Source organism: Psychrobacter sp. van23A, from assembly GCF_030845275.1.
GTDB lineage: Bacteria > Pseudomonadota > Gammaproteobacteria > Pseudomonadales > Moraxellaceae > Psychrobacter > Psychrobacter faecalis.
The window spans coordinates 2009647-2028818 of the sequence record NZ_CP132595.1; the positions used below are offsets into that span (position 1 = coordinate 2009647).

18 protein-coding genes are annotated in these 19172 nt (G+C 42.8%); 11 read left to right on the top strand and 7 right to left on the bottom strand.

What is annotated here, in order from left to right:
• The first annotated feature begins 85 nt into the window (after window positions 1–85).
• Window positions 86–661 carry a VOC family protein gene (locus RAH45_RS08545; protein WP_286796898.1) on the top strand — a complete coding sequence of 192 codons (576 nt, stop codon included), beginning with the start codon at window positions 86–88 and terminating at the stop codon, window positions 659–661.
• A gap of 67 nt (window positions 662–728) precedes the next feature.
• Here the strand turns inward: RAH45_RS08545 and RAH45_RS08550 are convergent, their stop codons facing one another.
• Window positions 729–1598: an IclR family transcriptional regulator gene (locus RAH45_RS08550; protein WP_144296442.1), complete on the bottom strand. Its 870-nt coding sequence runs from the start codon at window positions 1596–1598 to the stop codon at window positions 729–731.
• Between the two features lie 84 nt (window positions 1599–1682).
• Between RAH45_RS08550 and maiA the strand changes: the two genes are divergently transcribed.
• Window positions 1683–2330 carry a maleylacetoacetate isomerase gene (gene maiA, locus RAH45_RS08555; RefSeq protein WP_306495170.1) on the top strand — a complete coding sequence of 216 codons (648 nt, stop codon included), beginning with the start codon at window positions 1683–1685 and terminating at the stop codon, window positions 2328–2330.
• A gap of 83 nt (window positions 2331–2413) precedes the next feature.
• Here maiA and RAH45_RS08560 read toward each other — a convergent pair whose 3' ends face one another.
• The gene (locus RAH45_RS08560; protein WP_200663514.1) at window positions 2414–2659 is read right to left on the bottom strand and encodes a hypothetical protein; all 246 of its coding nucleotides are present in this window, start codon (window positions 2657–2659) and stop codon (window positions 2414–2416) included.
• 358 nt (window positions 2660–3017) lie between these two features.
• Here RAH45_RS08560 and dinB point away from each other — a divergent pair, with 358 nt between their 5' ends.
• From dinB to infA, 8 genes are all read left to right on the top strand, one after another.
• The gene (gene dinB, locus RAH45_RS08565; RefSeq protein ID WP_306495171.1) at window positions 3018–4103 is read left to right on the top strand and encodes a DNA polymerase IV; all 1086 of its coding nucleotides are present in this window, start codon (window positions 3018–3020) and stop codon (window positions 4101–4103) included.
• Window positions 4104–4277: 174 nt separating this feature from the next.
• Window positions 4278–5540, top strand: a complete 1263-nt coding sequence (gene queA, locus RAH45_RS08570) for a tRNA preQ1(34) S-adenosylmethionine ribosyltransferase-isomerase QueA (RefSeq protein ID WP_373429165.1) — start codon at window positions 4278–4280, stop codon at window positions 5538–5540.
• 112 nt (window positions 5541–5652) lie between these two features.
• Window positions 5653–6102: a type IV pilus assembly protein FimV gene (locus RAH45_RS08575; RefSeq protein WP_306495172.1), complete on the top strand. Its 450-nt coding sequence runs from the start codon at window positions 5653–5655 to the stop codon at window positions 6100–6102.
• Entirely contained in the window at window positions 6054–7442 is a 1389-nt protein-coding gene (locus tag RAH45_RS08580) for a type IV pilus assembly protein FimV (RefSeq protein ID WP_306495173.1), read from the top strand. Before RAH45_RS08575 ends, RAH45_RS08580 begins: the two co-directional genes overlap by 49 nt.
• 57 nt (window positions 7443–7499) lie before the next feature.
• Window positions 7500–9167 carry a FimV/HubP family polar landmark protein gene (locus RAH45_RS08585; RefSeq protein WP_102077106.1) on the top strand — a complete coding sequence of 556 codons (1668 nt, stop codon included), beginning with the start codon at window positions 7500–7502 and terminating at the stop codon, window positions 9165–9167.
• Between the two features lie 147 nt (window positions 9168–9314).
• Window positions 9315–10415: an asparaginase gene (locus tag RAH45_RS08590; RefSeq protein ID WP_198329073.1), complete on the top strand. Its 1101-nt coding sequence runs from the start codon at window positions 9315–9317 to the stop codon at window positions 10413–10415.
• 37 nt (window positions 10416–10452) lie between these two features.
• A complete protein-coding gene (truA, locus tag RAH45_RS08595; RefSeq protein WP_226928824.1) occupies window positions 10453–11325 on the top strand; it encodes a tRNA pseudouridine(38-40) synthase TruA in 873 nt (290 codons plus the stop codon).
• A 142-nt stretch (window positions 11326–11467) separates the two neighbouring features.
• A complete protein-coding gene (infA, locus tag RAH45_RS08600; RefSeq protein ID WP_021814850.1) occupies window positions 11468–11689 on the top strand; it encodes a translation initiation factor IF-1 in 222 nt (73 codons plus the stop codon).
• Between the two features lie 231 nt (window positions 11690–11920).
• Here infA and RAH45_RS08605 read toward each other — a convergent pair whose 3' ends face one another.
• The 5 genes from RAH45_RS08605 to leuC form a co-directional block, all read right to left on the bottom strand.
• A complete protein-coding gene (locus RAH45_RS08605) occupies window positions 11921–13024 on the bottom strand; it encodes a L,D-transpeptidase family protein (RefSeq protein WP_102077107.1) in 1104 nt (367 codons plus the stop codon).
• Window positions 13025–13447: 423 nt separating this feature from the next.
• On the bottom strand, window positions 13448–14551 hold the full coding sequence (gene leuB, locus RAH45_RS08610; RefSeq protein WP_102077108.1) for a 3-isopropylmalate dehydrogenase: 1104 nt from the start codon (window positions 14549–14551) through the stop codon (window positions 13448–13450).
• Between the two features lie 171 nt (window positions 14552–14722).
• On the bottom strand, window positions 14723–15481 hold the full coding sequence (locus RAH45_RS08615; RefSeq protein WP_102077109.1) for a hypothetical protein: 759 nt from the start codon (window positions 15479–15481) through the stop codon (window positions 14723–14725).
• 157 nt (window positions 15482–15638) lie between these two features.
• On the bottom strand, window positions 15639–16289 hold the full coding sequence (gene leuD, locus RAH45_RS08620; protein WP_102077110.1) for a 3-isopropylmalate dehydratase small subunit: 651 nt from the start codon (window positions 16287–16289) through the stop codon (window positions 15639–15641).
• Window positions 16290–16343: 54 nt separating this feature from the next.
• The gene (leuC, locus tag RAH45_RS08625; RefSeq protein WP_068407655.1) at window positions 16344–17762 is read right to left on the bottom strand and encodes a 3-isopropylmalate dehydratase large subunit; all 1419 of its coding nucleotides are present in this window, start codon (window positions 17760–17762) and stop codon (window positions 16344–16346) included.
• 380 nt (window positions 17763–18142) lie between these two features.
• Here leuC and RAH45_RS08630 point away from each other — a divergent pair, with 380 nt between their 5' ends.
• A complete protein-coding gene (locus RAH45_RS08630; RefSeq protein WP_068407658.1) occupies window positions 18143–19015 on the top strand; it encodes a LysR family transcriptional regulator in 873 nt (290 codons plus the stop codon).
• Window positions 19016–19172 lie beyond the last annotated feature (157 nt).

Here is a 19172-nt window from a genome sequence, read left to right on the forward strand (position 1 = left end):
TAGGCTGTTAGACAATTATCACCACTTAGTTTAGCGAAGTGCTGGCAGCCAATTAAGTTGGACGCTTTATCAAAAGGAGTTTGATATGAGTTTTAAAATTGAAAAAATCCATCACGTGGCCTATCGCTGCAAGGATGCTAAAGAAACCGTTGAATGGTATAAAAAATATCTCAATATGGATTTTATCTTAGCATTCGCTGAGGACCATGTCCCCTCGACCAAAGCCTTTGACCCTTATATGCATGTATTTTTAGATGCCGGTAATGGCAATGTCTTGGCGTTTTTTGAAGTACCCAATCAGCCTGAAATGGGCTTTGACCCCAATACGCCAAACTGGGTGCAACACTTAGCCATGAAGGTAAAAGACCGCAATGCGTTAATGGCTGCAAAAAAGCATTTAGAAGAAAATGGCATCGACGTAGTCGGCGTGACCAATCACGGTATTTTTCATTCTATCTATTTCTTTGATCCTAGTGGCCATCGTATGGAACTTACCTACGATGATAGTACCTCAGAAGAAAAAGTCTCGATGATTACAGAAGAGATAAAACATGAGATGCTAGATGAATGGTCGCGCACCAAACGTGCGCCCGTTCATACCCAGTTTTTACATGCAGAAGAACTCGCTGAAGCAAGAGACGTGGCGCCCGTTGGTGAGTAACAGCGTCAATTTATGCAATAGTTAAAACTTACTTTATTCAGTAGTTAAGTTAAATAGCAAGTTTTGACTAGGCTATTTGATAGCGTCGTGCAATGGCTAGTATCTGCTCAACCACGTTATGTTGCTCATTCATTGGTAACTGCTCGGTGGTACCAATGATAGTAATAGCATATTCTAATGGCAAGCTTTCAGCAGATGGTTTGTCATTAGCCGTTAGCTGATTATTGCTAAGCGGCTGATTAGTGGTCGAGGTTTTGATTTCTAGTTGCGGCACAAGCACTGGAATGGTAATGGCATTAATCCCCATTAACATATCGCCAGTGACCGTAGCATAGCCTTGGGTACGAATGTTGGCGCGCAACTGGTTAAAATTCTGCCATTGCTCTACGATAGTGTCTTTATCATTTGTCTGCCATTCAGCGATAACCAATGGCTTAATAATCGTTTCTGGCTGATAACTGGCAAACAGCTGCCCTGTCGCTGATGTCGTCAATGGCATACGCGAGCCAATACGAGTGATGATACTAATCGGGCTGTCTGGCTCAACCGATTGAATGATAATCGGACCTTCGCTAAACCATTTGGCAATTTGAACCGCACAGTTTACCGTGTCTTTAATCTCTGTTGCCACATGCGTCAGGCGCTCTAATAGGTTGTGTTGATTGAAGTCCGCATGCCCAAGCGAATTTCCTCGAGCGCCAAGCCCATAACGCCCATCACTGAGCTTACGTGCATAATTTTTACGAATAAGACTGACCAAGTAGCGATGACACTTTGCCGGATGCATCTGTACAGCTTGAGCGATGTCTTTTAGCATCATAGGTTCGTTGTGATTGATTAGAACGTCTAATACTGACAATCCAATTTCAAGTGACTGCACGCCACCTTGGTTTTTATTGCTAGTAGGATTGTCTGTCAGGTTTTCAGATACGGGCATGTTTTGCTCAATTAATTATTTACTTTATCAATAATTATACCCATTTATATAACCAACAAGACAACATAATAAAAGGAATAAATAATGATGACACTTTATGGCTATTTTCGCAGCAGTACGTCTTACCGTACGCGTATCGCGATGAACCTAAAAGGCTTAGATTATGACTATATTGCGGTTAATTTGGCGCAAGATGAACAATTAAAAAACGAATTTTTAGCACTTAATCCTCAAGGGTTGGTGCCTGTTTTACAAGCCGATGATTTGCTGTTATTTCAAAGTCCGGCTATTTTAGAGTGGTTGGAAGAGGTTTATCCTAAAAATCCATTATTGCCTAAAGACGCTGCGGGGCGCATGCAAGTACGGGCGTTAAGCGCAATGATTGGTTGTGATATTCATCCGCTTAATAACCGCCGTGTTTTACAATATTTACGCAATGAGCTGTCGGTAGATGAGGCTGAGGTCATAAAATGGTGTAATCGCTGGATAAGTGAGGGTTTTGCTGCGTTAGAAAAACGCTTGGTCGCTGACAAAACTCGCGGGAAATTTTGCTACGGCGACAGCCCGACCTTTGCAGATTGTTATTTAATCCCGCAAGTTTCTTCGGCGCGGCGTTTTGAAGTGGACTTAAATCCTTATCCAAATATTGTCCAAATCGACGCCCATTGCCGTACGCTAAAAGCCTTTGCTGACGCCGACCCTATGCAGCAACCTGATGCACCAAACGCTTAACCTCAAAGAAATAACCTCTAAAAAAGAACTACCCTTAATTTAGAGGTTATTAAATAGGGATAGCTTTTTATTTATATCGCTGCTCAAATCTTCATCTCTTTTTGCGTGACCGCCACTATCTTAATAGGTACCGCACATAGCCATGACATGCCCCCACTACAATAAAAGCAGCCATTCTTAAATGACACAATATAAGCAGTAAAATCATTACCACATTGATCCTTTATCGCCTGCTCATCACTTTCATCATCGACCGCACACCATACGCCCTTATAACCTCGTTTAAGTAGCGCGCGGGTTAAATCGCTCCCTTTTAGCTCATTATTCATACCAAGCTCCTCAGCTATCCTGCTTTAGCATTACTTAATCCATAAGAATGACGCGAGCTCTAACAACTTCCTATTTTATTCAAAACAATACAACATGGGTCGTTAAATTAATTAACAACTCTTTATTTTTATAGAAACTCTAGTGTAGAACTTTAGTAGCAAAACTGTAACATAGAAAGCAGCATTCCCGACAGACGGTAGGTATTTAAGGACAAGCGGTATAAATTTGTAATTTTTACAAGATGCGCCTTATTCAAGGATAAGTAAAATAATGAGCCCAAAATTAAGCTCAGTCTTTTATAATTTCTATTAGCAATAGAGGCTAAAACTCATAATAAAATCAGGTAAAATAGTGGTTATGACCGCTCTTATTCAACCTACCCCTCGTAAAATTATTCATATCGATATGGATGCTTTTTATGCCAGTGTGGAACAACGCGACTTTCCTGAACTGCGCGGCAAGCCCTTAGTCGTTGGCGGAGATCCAAATGGTCGCGGCGTGGTTGCGGCGGCAAGCTATGAGGTGCGTCAGTTTGGTGTACGCTCCGCCATGTCGTGTTATGAGGCGCGTAAACGTTGCCCAGATGTCATATTTGTGCAGCCGCGTTTTGATGTCTACCGCGCGGTCAGTCAAGATATTCGCCGTATTATGCATAGTTTAACCCCGCAAGTTGAGCCATTATCGTTAGATGAAGCCTATCTTGATGTGACAGGATTAAGCGTACATCAAGGTTCAGCCACGCTAATGGCAAATTGGCTGCGGGCACAGATTTTAGTGCAGACGGGGCTTAATGCCTCTGCAGGCGTGTCGTTTAATAAAATGCTCGCCAAGATTGCTTCTGATATTAACAAACCTAATGGTACGGCAGTTATCACGCCAGCGGATGCCGACGCCTTTATTAGCGCGTTGCCCATTGAGCGTTTTCACGGTATTGGTAAAGCGACTGCTCGGCGCTTGCATGCGATGGGTATCAGTAATGGCGCTGACCTACGACGCACGCCCGCTGCACTATTGGTCAATGAGTTTGGGAAGCGTGGTCAGTTTTATCACGACATCGCTCATGGCCGTGACGAACGCCCCGTTAAATCGCAGCGTACGCACAAGTCGGTTGGCTCTGAGACGACTTTTAGAGATAATTTGAGTCATGATGATGAGCTACGCAGACAAATCTATGAGCAAAATACCGATGCCTTTAATCAGTTACGCAAAAAACAGCTCATCGCCTATACCATTACCCTTAAAATAAAATACGCTGACTTTACCCAAGTTACGCGCTCACATACCTTGTCTACCGCTTTTGATAGTGCCGAATCTGCCCATTACTGGCTTGATAAGCTGTTTTTAGATATTCCGCGCTTACTGCCTATCAGGCTTGTCGGGGTGACGTTTTCTTCATTGATGCCTGCTACTCAAATTTTGCCACAGTTAGATTTGTTTGAATAATGGCACTTTACTTGCAAAGATAAAGATAAATTTTAAGTATTTAATAATTACTGCTTAGGCTATTTAATTTATTTTCAGCTTTAATATGAACGGTAGCAGCTGAGGAAAACGTTCTTTCATATCTGCATTTCTGCTACAATTACGTCAAAATCTCCATCTACTGAAAGACTGACTATGACTGATTCTCAACCTGTAAACTTAGATACGACTTGCACCGATACTGCTGAAAAAAATCTTGACAAGAGCAGCGTTAAAAACACTAATAAGATGCTAGATAAAAATACTGAAGTTTTAGAATATCTAAGTGTTGATGATTATGATTATGAACTGCCGGACAGCTTAATTGCCCGTTATCCTTTAGCGCAGCGTTCGGCGTCAAAATTACTATATTTAGCCACCAATCAGCAAAAAGATAGCGACAGCCAGATTATAGACAAACAATTCTCTGAGCTGCCCGATTTGCTAAATGCGGGCGATTTAATTGTCTTTAACGACACCAAAGTCATGAAAGCGCGCTTGTTTGGGCAAAAAGATACGGGCGGTAAGATCGAAGTGCTGATTGAGCGTTTGGTTAACATTTCAGATTTAAATAGCACAGTCTTACAGCTAGAAACGACAGATGGCAAGAGCATTAACCAAGAGCATATTACCCTTTGTCATGTTAAAGCCAGTAAAGCACCTAAGCTTGGGCAACGGCTAGAGATTGCTGATGGTCATATGCAGGCTGTGGTCATAGGTCGTCAAGAAAACTTATTTATCTTAGCTTTTGAAGCGCCGATTTTGCCAGATTTAGAGCGTTATGGTGAGCTGCCTATTCCGCCCTACTTTGAGCGCCACGCCGATGCGACCGACAATACCCGTTATCAGACGGTTTTTCATGACCCAGCCAAACTTGCCAGCGTTGCTGCACCGACGGCCAGCTTACATTTTGATGAACTCGTCCTAAATAAGCTGGCTGCTAAAGGTATCCATACTGCTTTTGTTACCTTGCATGTAGGAGCTGGTACGTTTGCGCCAGTCAAAACCGACAACTTACTCAATCACACCATGCATAGCGAATACGCTCATCTGCCTCAAGTTACCGCCGACCTCATCAACCAAGCCCATGCTAATGGCAAACAGGTGATTGCAATAGGCACGACAGTGACCCGCGTCCTTGAGACCGCTTATCAAAAAACAACGATCAATGGACAAGCGCTTTCTAGCTGGGCGGGTGATACTGATATTTTTATTTATCCTGGGTTTAGATTTGGTGTGATAGATAAACTGCTTACGAATTTTCATTTGCCAAAGTCTACGTTGCTCATGTTAGTGTCTGCATTTGCAGGTAAAGCCGCGATTGAACGAGCTTACCAACATGCCATTAATAACCAATATCGATTTTTTAGCTACGGCGACGCCATGTTACTTGATAGAAAAATAAAAGCGCAAGCGTAAACATTAAGCAAACAATAAATATATTGTTTATAACGACGGTGAAATAAACTGGTAAACTAAACGCTGTTTTGTTATAACAACATAGTTGATACTTATTTTTAAAGGGCTGCACATGTCTTGTCATTTATCTCATCGCTTGACTACGATACATCGCTCAGTATCAATGGCGCTGCTTTATTCAGTCAGTTATGCCGCACTTATGTCTAACGCCCAAGCGGCTACCATGGGTAAGACTGTCATTACCTCAGCTCAGCATGAACCTTTATCAGCCAGTATTGTTGTTACTGACATTCAAACCCCTGATTTCTCCGCGAGTTTAGCTGACCCTACCCTTTATCAACAAATGGGTTTGACTCCTACTGATTCAATGACGGTTCGTTTTCAGCCTACTTCAGCCACCAGTGGGCATGTCTTTATTACGACTACAAAACCTGTCTCTCAACCTTTTGCTGATGTGGTTTTAGCCATTAATGATGGGGGGGGCAGCGTAGCGTTATCCCTAAGACATTGCTTATGCCACTTGATGGCAGCTTGCCCATCAATCCTTCAAAAAATAGTGTGACAGCAGCAAATAAACTTAATCTACCGACTGTCTCTCCCACTAGCGCGCAACCGTTAACAGTGAGAAAAGGCAATCCGCCTCCATTATTACCTGTCTCTAAAACTCCACCCACTCAATTGCTGGCTTCAAAGCCAGTAGCTATAGAAACCTCTGCCCCTAGCATTCAACTACCGAGCAGCCAAGCCTCGGCATCTCAAGTTAGTAATAGTCAGGCGCTTACAGCAACCAGTTTATCGCCAGACAGAACGATGACACAAAATAACGCAACGACTTCTCCTGTCAATCGTTTGAATAATAATACCGATATAAATAAAGCCCATATAAATAAAAATGTAGCTATGCAGACAAACACTACGCCAAACCCAACTGGTGCTTTAGACAAAAATAAAACTGCGCCAATGAGTGAGCAAATCTTTGATATTCTAAATGTAAAAATTACTCGTCAAATACTGCTTAAGAATAATAAAAACAACGATATTAGTAATAATGCCGTCATGGTCACTGCATCTACTACAGTAGCGCCTTATAGCAATAGAATAACTGCTCAAAGCAATGCTGACAATAACACTATTATGAACGCGCCTTTAAACAGGGCACCGTCTAGCGAAGTTTCTTATAGTAATGCTTCCACAAACCAAATCGCATCAAAACCTAATATCCTGACAACTGAGCCTTCTATAAAAACGGGCTTTTTAGGCTTAGTAAATACCGCAGCGAATAATGATAATAACTCCAAGATTACCTATACGGTACAACGCAACGATAACTTATGGGTTATTGCCCAGCAAATCGCAGAAAAAAACAATCTTGACGTTCAAACCGTGATGAGTGAGATTCAAGCACAAAATCCGAAAGCTTTTATTAATAAAAACGCCGATCAACTAAAAGCTAATGCCGAGTTAAGTCTGCCTAATTATGACGTGATGCCAACACAGAAGAAGTTGCAAGAAGCCATTAGTACTCAAAAGCAGTATCCTAGCCAAGCAAATACACCTACTACCAAAAAATCTGCTGCGCTAAAACCTGCCCCTAAAGCAGCAAATGAGAAACCCGTAACCAAAAAAACGCAGATATTACCAGCCGCCCAGTTTTCCGTGCTCGCTCCTGGTTATGACGGTAGCGCCGATGGCACTAAAACTAAAAAAGGCGTGGCAGCGGGCAATGGGCTTAGTACAGATGTGTTAGATATTCTTAAGTCATCAAGACAAAGTACCGCAGACCAAGCGCAGCGTTTATCAAAGACCAACAATACGCTTGGCAGCTATACTAAAAAACTGCAATTACAAAACCAAAAACTGGCGGAGTTACAAGCTCGTCTCGAAAAATTACGCAATCAATAATTGCCTAGCCGATCAGTGTCGTATGCTGAAACCATGATCGTAGGTATAGGAGTAACTATGGACAATATGCTATATATTATCGCTGGATTGGTATGTATTGTACTAATAGCAGTCTTAGTCATGCGCAAAAACAAAGCGCAAAAACCACCAGCACAGTCAAGCATAAAAGCAGACAGAACAGCGACTTTACCAAAACATACCGCTATCAAAGGTGCCGCTACTCAAGCTAATGTCAATAGTGATAAGCGATTTGATCATATTGAGATAGCACAGCGTTTTATGGAGCAACAGCGCTATGATAAAGCCATTGAAACTCTCAATCGTGGTCTCGCTGAAAAACCAAATGATAGCCAGTTAACTCTTAAACTACTAGCAGTATACGCAACGATAGATGAGTCTGATAACTTTAGCAGAGTCTATGATTCTATTAAAATGTATGGTGATGCCCAAAGTATCGCTCAGGCTGATGACTTAAAAGCATTGCTGACTGAAGAACAAAATCAAGCAGCCGAACGTGCGTTGCCAGCTGATAACAATCAAGACGCTGGCTTTGAAAGTATCGATTTTGATTTACCAGCGAACAAAATCGAGAATAACGAGCCAACCATTGATCCCAGTATTAACGAACAAGCAGCTAATCGTCAAGAATATAAAAACGATTTAACCGCTAGATCAGATAGTACATTAGAAACTTCTAATGATTTTGATAATAGCGCGCAAGATTTTGACCTAAGTTTAGATGACTTAGAACAAGATATTGATGAGCCAGCTGCTACTAGTGCCGCACCTGTCATTGAGCTAGATATTGCCGATGAGGAAAGCTTATCAACATCGACGGTCAGCGGCGCAAATGACAACAATAGCGATAGTGAGCTGGATTTTGACTTCGACTTAGCAGAACAGGATAATACTGCGTCGGAAACTAATACTTCTTTGTCTAAAAATGATTTAAACAACGCTGATGATGAAATAACATTAAATGATGAAGATTTTGTCTTAGACTTAGCAGACTTAGAGCTTGATACAAGCGAAGCTAATGTGAATCTTAATAATGAGTCTATGACAGACGTCAGCTCATTAGAAGATGATTTTGCTTTATCTCTTGATATTTTAGATGATAATAACGACACACCAGTTGAAGTACAATCATCATCAGATGAAAATTCTGCTGTTATTGATGATAGCTTGAATGATTTAGATGAATTTGACAACTTTGTTCTTGAAGACCATCCATCAGAGAATAACCGTGTTTTGGAAAGCAATGTCATCGACGAGATTAGTTTCGAAGATGTGGATACGACTGACCTACAAACGAATGCGACAGCAGCCTCAAGTAACGCGCCAACTACTGACAGGTTCGATGACAATACTTTGATTGATGATGATTTTGACTTCGAGTCTTTATCCGCTGCACCAACAGCGACGACACCGGTTGAAGTTGAAAACGATTATGATGTCAGTAGTGATATCAATAGCACTGATACGCTAGATAACGCTACTATTGAGACTGAGATTGAAGCCACAGAGGACTTTTCATCACGTTTTGCCGCGGACTTTGATTTTGTTAAAACCTTAGACAGCAATCAAGTCACCTTAGACTTAGCCAGTCAATATGTGCAATTGGGCGAATATGATAGTGCCAAACGTTTACTGATTGAGGTCATTAACCAAGGTAATAGCGAGCAGCAGAGTCAAGCGCAAGCACTCCTAGATCGCACTGCATAAAAAGTAGCATTTTCTTCCATCAGCAAGTATTCTATTAGCATAAGAATACTTGCTGATTTTTTTGCAGTTAGCTTTTCTACTATTTAACGTGCTAAATTACTCGTATTATCATCACCTTTTCCAATACTCTCTGATTGTGGCCATACTATGCCCTCTTCTGCTATGAAAAGAACACTCTCCACACCTACTCAACTCATTTATGCTGGCGGCACTTTTGGCAGTTATGGACGTCCATTAGCGCCATTATCAGCAGATATTTTTTTGCCAACGCTGCAACAATTATTGGCTGAACACAGTGCAGCTACGCACCTAGCGCCCGTATCTTGGTTAAATAACGGTCTGATTAAGGACAGCAGCCAACTTACCCCTCACGATTTTATTCATTTTTATCGGCTGTTATTATCGGCTTATGCACAAGGCCATAAACGCTTTGTTTTAATTACTGGTACAGATACCTTGAGTTATTTAGGGGCTTTTTTGGCTGAGGCTTTTGCTGGCAGCGATATTTGCGTTGTCGTTACGGGTAGCATGCGCCCCTTACTCGATAGTGAAGTGCTGGATGCTTATACGATTGATACCCATAGCGACGCTTGGGACAACCTCACTGACGCATTAAAACTGGCGGCAGCTGGTGAGTCAGGCGTGAAGATTAGCTTTGGCGGCGAATCATGGCCTGCACAAACCGTGCAAAAAATTCATAGCCATGACTTTATGGCGTTTACCGGTCACTCACGAGCGGCATATCCGGCCAATAGTTATATCAAAAGCTTATCAGATACCCGCCGCCAGCATTGGCTAGATGATCAGCAAGCACTGGTCAGCACTATCGAAGCTCGGGCGGAGCAAGCACGCGTTCACGCTTTATATTGTTTGCCAAATGATACGGACGTTTTAAACAATCAGCTGCGCGCCTTATTATCACAGCCGCCTTGTGGCATTATTTTATTAGGTTTTGGCTCTGGTAATGTACCTTACTCGCCAGCTTTAGCAGAAACATTGCAACTGGCTTATGAAAAAGGTCACATGCTGATATGTGCCAGTCAATGCCCGTTTGGCGGCGTTAGTGACACTTATGCGGCGGGCAGTTGGCAATACGATTATCACGTGATTGCCGGCGGCCGCTTAACCATTCCCGCAATTTATGCGCGCTTGCTATGGCTATTAGTGCGTTATGATACCCCGGCCAGACGGCGTCAGCGTTGGTTAAATAATGTCAATCAGGCCGGTACTACTATCAAAAAACGCTAAATAACTATTCACTGTTTATCACTCTATAAGCTTTAACATGACAATACCTGAGACCGAAAATATCAAAAATGACAACATTAAAGCTGAAACCGCAACTGAAGACCGAGCAACTTATACCTTAGCCATTGCCATCGAGTTTTTAGGTACAAATTATCATGGTTGGCAACGACAACGAGAAGTGCTTGGCGTCCAAGAAGCGTTAGAAACCGCTATCAGCAAGGTCGCCAATGAGCCAGTAGAAGTGGTGGCAGCGGGGCGTACGGATTCAAGCGTCCATGCCAGCAATATGATTGCGCATTTTGTCACTCATGCTTATCGCCCTACCCATAACTGGCTACGCGGCATCAATAGCTTATTACCCGATGATATTGCTCTGCGCTGGATTCAACCGATGCCCGCTGACTTTCATGCGCGCTTTGGCGCGATTGCCCGCCGTTATCGCTATATCACTCTTAATCAAGCCCAGCGCCCTGCTATTTTAAATCATCAAGTGACTCACATTTATGAGCCGCTAGATTTAGCGGCGATGCAATTAGCGGCGGCTGATATTGCCGGTACTCATGATTTTAGTAGCTATCGTGCAGCCGCTTGTCAATCTAATCAGCCTGTGCGTCATGTCAGTCACGCCAGACTATTTGCGCATGGGCAGTTTATCGTTTTTGATATTCAAGCGGATGGGTTTTTACATCATATGGTGCGCAATCTGATGGGCACCCTCTACGCTATCGGCCGACATGAGTTGCCGCCAGCCGCCTTTTTAGATATTTTAGCCAAAAAAGACCGTAGCATTGCTCCGCCGACCGCTTCTGGTGACGGCCTGTATTTTATCAATGCCTACTATCCTGAACGCTTTCAACAGTTATTGCCACACGCGCCTTTGACGCCTGTTTGGCTTAACCTGCCTGATTAAATAATGAGCGAACATCGTTAATACAAACAGACATACATATCACTTACAAGCTGTCAAGTAAAAATCAGGTTCTGTATTGCTTTAATCCGCTAACTTGCGTATAATATGGTCTTATTTTTAATTGATTGATAGATAAAAAATTATGGCAAAAGACGATATTATTGAATTTGAAGGCGAAGTCATCGACACCCTTCCAAATACGTTATTTAAAGTTCGCCTAGAAAACGGACACGAAATCATTGCGCACATTTCAGGTAAGATGCGTAAACACTATATCCGCATTTTAACTGGCGATAAAGTTAAGGTTGAGATGACGCCTTACGACCTATCAAAAGGTCGCATTACTTACCGTGGTAAAAACTAAAATTTTATTACCTAAAATGGTTATAACTGCATTGATGTAAATGCTTGAGTGGTTTAACTGATAATAATAATGACATTGCTAACCTACTCATTATTACCTAGCGAATTTTAGTGTTCTAATATCAGTTTTTTGCTTTTACCATAAAAAAATACCGCTATTGTAGCGGTATTTTTTTGTCTTCATTTTAAGGAGTAGGCTTCAAAGTCTAATTATTCTATACATAACAACTTCTTATTTAAACTCGACCGTGGCACCATCTTGAATCACACCTAACAGAGCTAAAGCATCCCAGTTAGTCAGGCGGATACAGCCAGCCGATGCTTGACGGCTAATACGCGCAGGATCTGGCGAGCCATGAATACCGTAAGAAGGCTTACTCAGCCCTATCCATACCAAACCGACCGGATTGTTTGGGCCTGGCGGAATGATAGACTTACTGCCATCGTCACCCGTATAGGTATAGTTAGGCTCATGCACTTTTACTTCTACCGTATGCGTACCTGTTGGTGAGGGCGTTGCAGTACTGCCCACAGTAGTCGGATAGCTAGCAATTAAGTTGTCTTTATCGTCATAAGCATATAACGTTTCGGTTGCTTTATCAGCAACGACACGGCTCACAGATTTGGTATTTGGATTGCCCGGGTTATAAACAGTAATGGTTTCGCCGGCGCTGAATTTAGCATTAGGATTGAGCGCTTTAAGATATTTTTCGCTCATATGGAACTTTTCTGCTAAGCCTTCCGTTACGCTTTCATAATACATGCCATCGAGCTTGGCTTTGGCTTCTGCGCCAGCGGGAATGGTGGTGGTTTTGATATTAACGTCATCTTCGCTCAGCTGATAACGAACCAATACTGGCTGCGTCGTTAGCTTTTCATTTTTAGTCAATGCTTGCCAAGTCTCGTTATTTAAAGTATCCGTTACCGTCAAGCCATTGGCTTTTTGAAACGCTTGCATGGCTTTGATGGTGTTCTTACCCCAATATCCATCAACTGCACCTACGCCATTTTGGTTCCAGTTTAATAGAGCTTGCAGCTTGGTAGTAGTATCACGATCTCTCTTCATTCCTTGTTTCCAAGTAGCACTATTTACCTTTTGCGCCTGCACTGGCAGATTTTCAGTTGTATATTTAATCGTTGGTAAGTACTTATTTAATGACGTCGCTGCTTTACTATTACTGGCAACTTTTTGACTGACGCCGTTGGTTACTGGGCTAATATCTTTATTATTGTCAGTTTTAGTATGGTCAGTGGCAGCAAAGCTTGGACTCATCACTAAAGCCGCCGATAAACCCAGTGCTGCTAATGCGCTAGTAATTTTTGTTACTTGATACATGTAAAACTCCTAGAATTTTTATTGGTATTGTTCTTATTAGAATTTAATGAAAAATTGCCTATCAAGACCCTTTGTTTATAAATATTTTATTTAGAGCTTAATGGTTTTTAAATTATTATGATGTCAGACAAAAATAGTGCAGATAAACAATCTCTACTTTAATAGGCTAATGAGCTATTTATAGTGACAGATCGGCGTGTGAGGATATAACAGCTTTGTGTTAATTAAACCTATATCCTGCGGTAGCTGTGTTAAAAAAAGGCTTTTTTTGCGACTATTTGAGTAAGTGTGTTACCTTCCATAAATGCGCCGTATAGGCATAAAAAAACCCATAACTTGCTTAGCAAATTATGGGGATATTACTCTTATGATTTAGAACTAATTAGGATGTAGAAATATCAGCTTCTATTAAAGCGGTATTCATTAGGCCAATTTTGCCAAAACCGCCTGCCCCATCTCTTTACAGCCTACTTGTTTAAGCCCCGTCTCACTACGATCGAGAATATCAATGGTACGTAAGCCATCGTCAAGCACTTCACTGACCGCTTGCTCAATCGCTTGTGCCGCGGTTTCTTGTTTAAAGGTATAACGCAGCATCATCGCCACCGATAAAATAGTCGCCAATGGATTGGCTTTATCTTGACCGGCGATATCAGGCGCTGAACCATGGCAAGGCTCATACATACCTTTACCTGCCTCATCAAGGCTCGCCGATGGCAGCATGCCGATAGAGCCGGTCAGCATGGCTGCTTCATCAGATAAAATATCACCAAACATGTTGCCCGTGACCATGACATCAAACTGTTTAGGATCTTTAATCAGCTGCATACAAGCATTGTCCGCGTACATATGCGATAACGCTACGTCATTATAATCCGCTTCCTGCATCTCAATCATCGTCTGCTTCCACAGCTCGGTGACTTCTAAGACATTGGCTTTATCGATTGAGCAAACCTTGGCGGGCGTACCGGCTGCTTGTGCGCGGGTTTTTGCCAACTCAAAAGCAACTTTACCGATACGCTGAATTTCACTGGTGCTATAAACCATGGTGTTATAGCCTTGCTGCTCGCCATTTTCTAGGGTACGAATACCGCGCGGCTCACCAAAATAAATACCGCCAGTCAATTCTCGAACGATTAACAAGTCCAAACCTGAGATAATTTCAGGCTTGATGCTTGAAGCATTAGCAAGCTGCGGATAGAGTTTTGCCACACGCAGATTGGCAAACAAACCAAGCTCGCTACGAATTTTCAGCAGACCACGTTCAGGACGTTTGCTACGTTCGATAGCATCCCATTTAGGACCACCCACAGCACCTAGTAACACAGCATCTGCTGCGCGCGCACGTTGAAGCGTTTCTTCTGGTAGCGGTTCACCCGTTGCATCAACCGCCACACCGCCAATTAATCCAGATTCTAGGGTCAAACCTAAAGCGAACTTATCATTGACAGCATTTAGCACATCAATGGCTTGAGTCATGATTTCAGGGCCGATGCCATCGCCTGCTAATGTTAAAATCGTTGCCATATTAATCCTTGTGGGTAAATGGGGAAGTAAGTTGTTGTTTATGGTATTGCTAGTTATAGTATTGCTAGCAGGCTTATATAGCCTGTTAAAAAACGACTTCTTGGGCAATGGGCTGCGCAAGAAGTCAGGGTCTATCGTCAATATTTAATAATTACTTGTATCTAACTTTATCTATCCAGCTTTGGTTTTCACTTTATTTTTCGCTGCTGATGGCGTTTGAGCGGGCGCTGCCTTAACCACACGAGTTTCTACAAACTCTCCTTGGTGCTCAGCCCCCATCTCTTTACAAAAACGGCGCTTTACGCTGTTGCCTTGATAAAGATCGACACACAATGGCTCTGGAGAAGCCGTTTCTAACAAGCTACCTGAATTTGCGCCAGATTTTTTTTGGTAAGCACGCAGCTGATACGTACCTTCTTCCATAAAGTCGTGAATCATCGCAAAACGCTCAACGTAGCCCAAATTATTTTCTGGATAAAAATTAATCTGCACTTCGCGCTTCGCAGGTGTGACTCGCGCATAATAATTGGTAAGCCCAGGCATAGCAGACGCAGTTAAGGGAACAATTTTAATGGCGTTTTTATGGCTCAGCGGTGTCATATCCATCGCAATGGGCACGGAGACCTGCTTATTGCCGGCACGACTTTTGCCATTTGCCTCTTGTGTCTTGACTAGCATAGTGGGATTGATCGGCTCATGAGTCTCACTGCTTATAATGCGTGTCTGATCAATGCGCGCTATTTCACAATGATACGTTCCCACGCAGGCGATATTTACTTCACCAGCGACGGGTTTTATTTTGCCTGTCCACGCTTTGGCATTCTCTGCCGAGTCTATCTGCTGATAGCCCGTCAACAATTGACAGCCAGATAATAATAAGCTTGCGGCAAGAGCCGTGCCTGTCCATACAGCAAAACGTGTTTTATTCATAATGGCGTCTACTATTTATAAGGAAGAAAATACAATAAGGTAAAAAATAGATTGCCATTCATTTTAGCCACTTAATGCCCATAACTCAACGCTGTATTAGCGCTGAGCTCTTTTTTATGTCGATTAAAATGTTCATATGAAGCGTTTTTATCAAAGACTAAGCTCTAACCTCATTGAATATCCAAGGTGTTTTTTGCATCATCTTATGCTCATATTCTTTGATAGCATCGCTTTGCTGCAAAGTCAGCCCGATATCGTCAAGACCATTGAGCAAACAATGCTTACGAAACTCATCGACCTCAAAAGCGTACTTTTCTCCGGTTGGGGTGATGACCACTTGGCGCTCAAGATCGGCAGTTAATTCATAGCCTTCATTGGCGAGCGTCGCTTTCATCAAAGTATCGACAATGGCTTCATCTAAAACGATTGGGAGCATGCCGTTTTTAAAGCAGTTGTTATAAAAAATATCGGCAAAACTTGGTGCAATAATCGTGCGAAAGCCATATTCTGAAAGTGCCCAAGGCGCATGCTCACGGCTTGAGCCACAGCCAAAGTTTCTACGTGCCAGCAAAATGGTTGCACCTTGATAACGCGGCTGATTTAGGACGAAATCTGGATTAATCACGCGAGTGCTACTGTCTTGACCCGGATAGCCTTCGTCAAGATAACGCCAGTCGTCAAATAGATTGACGCCAAAACCGGTACGTTTAATAGACTTTAAAAACTGTTTGGCGATAATTTGGTCGGTATCGACGTTTGCGCGATCGAGCGGACAAACGATACCCGTTTGGGTGTTATAAGCTTGCATAAGATTTCCTATCAAATATATTTATTATTGATAAATAAAGCACAGAATCAAAAGTTAAAACGTGCGCACATCGACAAAGTGACCTGCCAATGCTGCTGCTGCTGCCATCGCTGGGCTGACCAAATGCGTACGACCGCCATTCCCCTGACGACCCTCAAAGTTACGGTTAGAGGTTGAGGCACAATGCTCCCCGGGCTCAAGCTTATCGGCATTCATCGCCAAACACATCGAGCAACCCGGCTCGCGCCATTCAAAACCTGCATCCGTAAATAAGGCATCCAAACCTTCTGCTTCTGCCTGCAATTTCACTTGCCCAGAACCTGCTACCACGATCGCTTCTTTAATATTATCAGCAACCTTACGGCCTTTAATCACTGCTGCGGCATCCCGTAAATCTTCGATACGTGAGTTGGTGCATGAGCCAATAAAAATACGATCAAGCTGAATATCAGTAATTTTTTGCCCAGCGTCTAAACCCATATAAGTATAAGCGCGTAACCAACCTTCTTCTTGCGCTTCATCAGCCGCTTGGTCAGGCGTTGGAACCGACTGGGTAATATCCACAACCATCTCAGGTGAGGTGCCCCAAGAAACCTGCGGCGCTATCTCACTACCATCCAACTCAATCACGCTATCAAATACCGCATCATTATCTGAATACAGGGTGCGCCAATAAGCTTCGGCTTGCTCCCACTGCTCCTCGGTTGGCGCATAAGGACGACCTTTGACATAGTCAATCGTCGTATCATCGACCGCCACCATGCCGACGCGTGCACCCGCTTCAATTGCCATGTTACAGACGGTCATACGACCTTCCATGCTCATGTCTTCAAATACTTGCCCTGCAAACTCAATGGCGTACCCTGTGCCGCCAGCCGTGCCAATTTTGGCAATGATAGCAAGTACCACATCTTTTGAGGTCACGCCAGCGCCAAGCTTACCGGTGACTCGGATTTGCATGTTTTTTGATTTCTTTTGAATCAAACACTGGGTGGCTAGTACATGCTCAACTTCTGAGGTGCCAATACCATGCGCTAAGCAGCCAAGGGCGCCATGAGTAGCGGTATGTGAATCACCACAAACCACCGTCATACCAGGCAAGACCAAACCTTGCTCAGGACCGACCACGTGCAAAATACCTTGACGCGCATCATTAATGGTGAATTCAGCAATATCAAACTTGCTACAGTTCTCATCCAAGGTCAGCACTTGCAGACGCGATACTTTGTCTTTAATACCAGACACACCCTCTAAGCGCTCTTTGGTCACTGTTGGCACGTTGTGGTCGGGGCTTGCGATATTAGCCGACAGACGCCATGGCTCTCGGTTGGCAAGCTCTAAACCTTCAAAGGCTTGCGGACTTGTCACTTCGTGCAGCAAATGGCGGTCGATATAAATCAGGCTCGAACCATCGTCACGCTTGCTGACTTCGTGAGCATTCCAAAGTTTGTCATATAACGTTTGACCGGCCATGTTGCTATCCTTTTATTTACTAATGACTAAATGGCTTATTACTTTACTAATGAAGGTATGACTTAATCTATTTGCTGGCGCACTTTAAGTTGCTGTTTACATCTAATATTTAATTAACCAGAGATTTTATAAAGGCAAATATTTTATAATAATGACTATTTATAGTGCTACAAGCTTGGTAAAACAAGCAATACGCTGTCAAAAATGCGCTTAACAGAATAAATATGTCACAATACGTCTTGATGTCTTGTGATTATAGCAGGCTAATCCTATAATAATAATTGATGATTTTTACATAGTCACAAACTTTTATTTCTAATTCATTTTGATTAGGCCAGCCAACTTTTAATTATAGCTCGCTACTAGCTAAGGACATCGGTGTGAATACCACAAATTTGACGACATTCGTCACGGTTATGCAAACAGGCAGCATTTCAGGTGCCGCAGAAAAGCTGTTTATCACTCAGCCTGCGGTCAGTAAACGTATTAAAAACTTAGAAGACGAATTTAACATCACCCTATTTGATACAGTCGGGCGCGGTATTGTTCCAACGCAAGCGGCCAGTGAGATGTTGCCTCATGCCAAACGCTGGCTTGAAGATTATGAAAACTTTAAAATCAATCTCCAGCACTCGCAGCATATTGTCTCGGGCAAACTTGTTATCGGCACCAGCCACCATATTGGCTTGCACCACTTAGCCCCAGTACTCAAGCATTTTATCCAAGCTTATCCTGCCGTGCAGCTAGAAGTGCATTTTGTCGATTCAGAAACCGCTCATAAAGCGGTGCTCGATGGCGATTTGTCACTCGCATTTTTAACCTTGCCACCCGTCTATGATAAACGCTTAACCTATCATACCTTGTGGTCAGATCCGCTTTACTTTATGACCGGTACGTTATCACCTTTGGCGACCAAGTCCAATGTGACGCTCGAGCAATTGGCGCGCTACCCTGCTATCTTACCGTCTGCCAATACCTTTACTAGCCAAATCACCTTAGCGGAATTTGCCAAACACAATCTAAAACCTTATGCCACTATGAGCACCAACCCATTAGAATCTATTCGGATGTTGGTATCTGTGGGACTTGGCTGGTCGGTACTGCCGCAAACCATGATCAGTCAAGATTTAGAACGTATCGATATGGCCGATAATATCGAATTGCAGCGCTATTTGGGCGTGGTCATTAATCCAAAACTCACCCAATCTAGTAGCGTAACGGCTTTACTAGATTTGCTTGCTCCGATTGACTAAACCATCTATTCAATCATTGGCAAGCGATTTTAAATTATTCGCTAATCAAGATATTTATTCGATAAAAAGATATTTATTCGATAAATAGGCGCGTTCGCATTTGTGTGACTCATACGTTATAATACGTCTGACGTTGTTTAGATAACATAATTTTACC

Bases quoted from the DNA above. Each gene is read 5' to 3' on its own strand.
- RAH45_RS08560 (WP_200663514.1), bottom strand. From the start codon at position 2,659: ATGAATAATGAGCTAAAAGGGAGCGATTTAACCCGCGCGCTACTTAAA.
- RAH45_RS08585 (WP_102077106.1), top strand. From the start codon at position 7,500: ATGGACAATATGCTATATATTATCGCTGGATTGGTATGTATTGTACTA.
- RAH45_RS08615 (WP_102077109.1), bottom strand. From the start codon at position 15,481: ATGAATAAAACACGTTTTGCTGTATGGACAGGCACGGCTCTTGCCGCA.
- leuD (WP_102077110.1), bottom strand. From the start codon at position 16,289: ATGCAAGCTTATAACACCCAAACGGGTATCGTTTGTCCGCTCGATCGC.
- maiA (WP_306495170.1), top strand. From the start codon at position 1,683: ATGATGACACTTTATGGCTATTTTCGCAGCAGTACGTCTTACCGTACG.
- RAH45_RS08545 (WP_286796898.1), top strand. From the start codon at position 86: ATGAGTTTTAAAATTGAAAAAATCCATCACGTGGCCTATCGCTGCAAG.
- truA (WP_226928824.1), top strand. From the start codon at position 10,453: ATGACAATACCTGAGACCGAAAATATCAAAAATGACAACATTAAAGCT.
- RAH45_RS08580 (WP_306495173.1), top strand. From the start codon at position 6,054: ATGCCACTTGATGGCAGCTTGCCCATCAATCCTTCAAAAAATAGTGTG.
- queA (WP_373429165.1), top strand. From the start codon at position 4,278: ATGACTGATTCTCAACCTGTAAACTTAGATACGACTTGCACCGATACT.
- RAH45_RS08575 (WP_306495172.1), top strand. From the start codon at position 5,653: ATGTCTTGTCATTTATCTCATCGCTTGACTACGATACATCGCTCAGTA.
- dinB (WP_306495171.1), top strand. From the start codon at position 3,018: ATGACCGCTCTTATTCAACCTACCCCTCGTAAAATTATTCATATCGAT.
- RAH45_RS08590 (WP_198329073.1), top strand. From the start codon at position 9,315: ATGCCCTCTTCTGCTATGAAAAGAACACTCTCCACACCTACTCAACTC.
- leuB (WP_102077108.1), bottom strand. From the start codon at position 14,551: ATGGCAACGATTTTAACATTAGCAGGCGATGGCATCGGCCCTGAAATC.
- infA (WP_021814850.1), top strand. From the start codon at position 11,468: ATGGCAAAAGACGATATTATTGAATTTGAAGGCGAAGTCATCGACACC.
- RAH45_RS08550 (WP_144296442.1), bottom strand. From the start codon at position 1,598: ATGCCCGTATCTGAAAACCTGACAGACAATCCTACTAGCAATAAAAAC.
- leuC (WP_068407655.1), bottom strand. From the start codon at position 17,762: ATGGCCGGTCAAACGTTATATGACAAACTTTGGAATGCTCACGAAGTC.
- RAH45_RS08605 (WP_102077107.1), bottom strand. From the start codon at position 13,024: ATGTATCAAGTAACAAAAATTACTAGCGCATTAGCAGCACTGGGTTTA.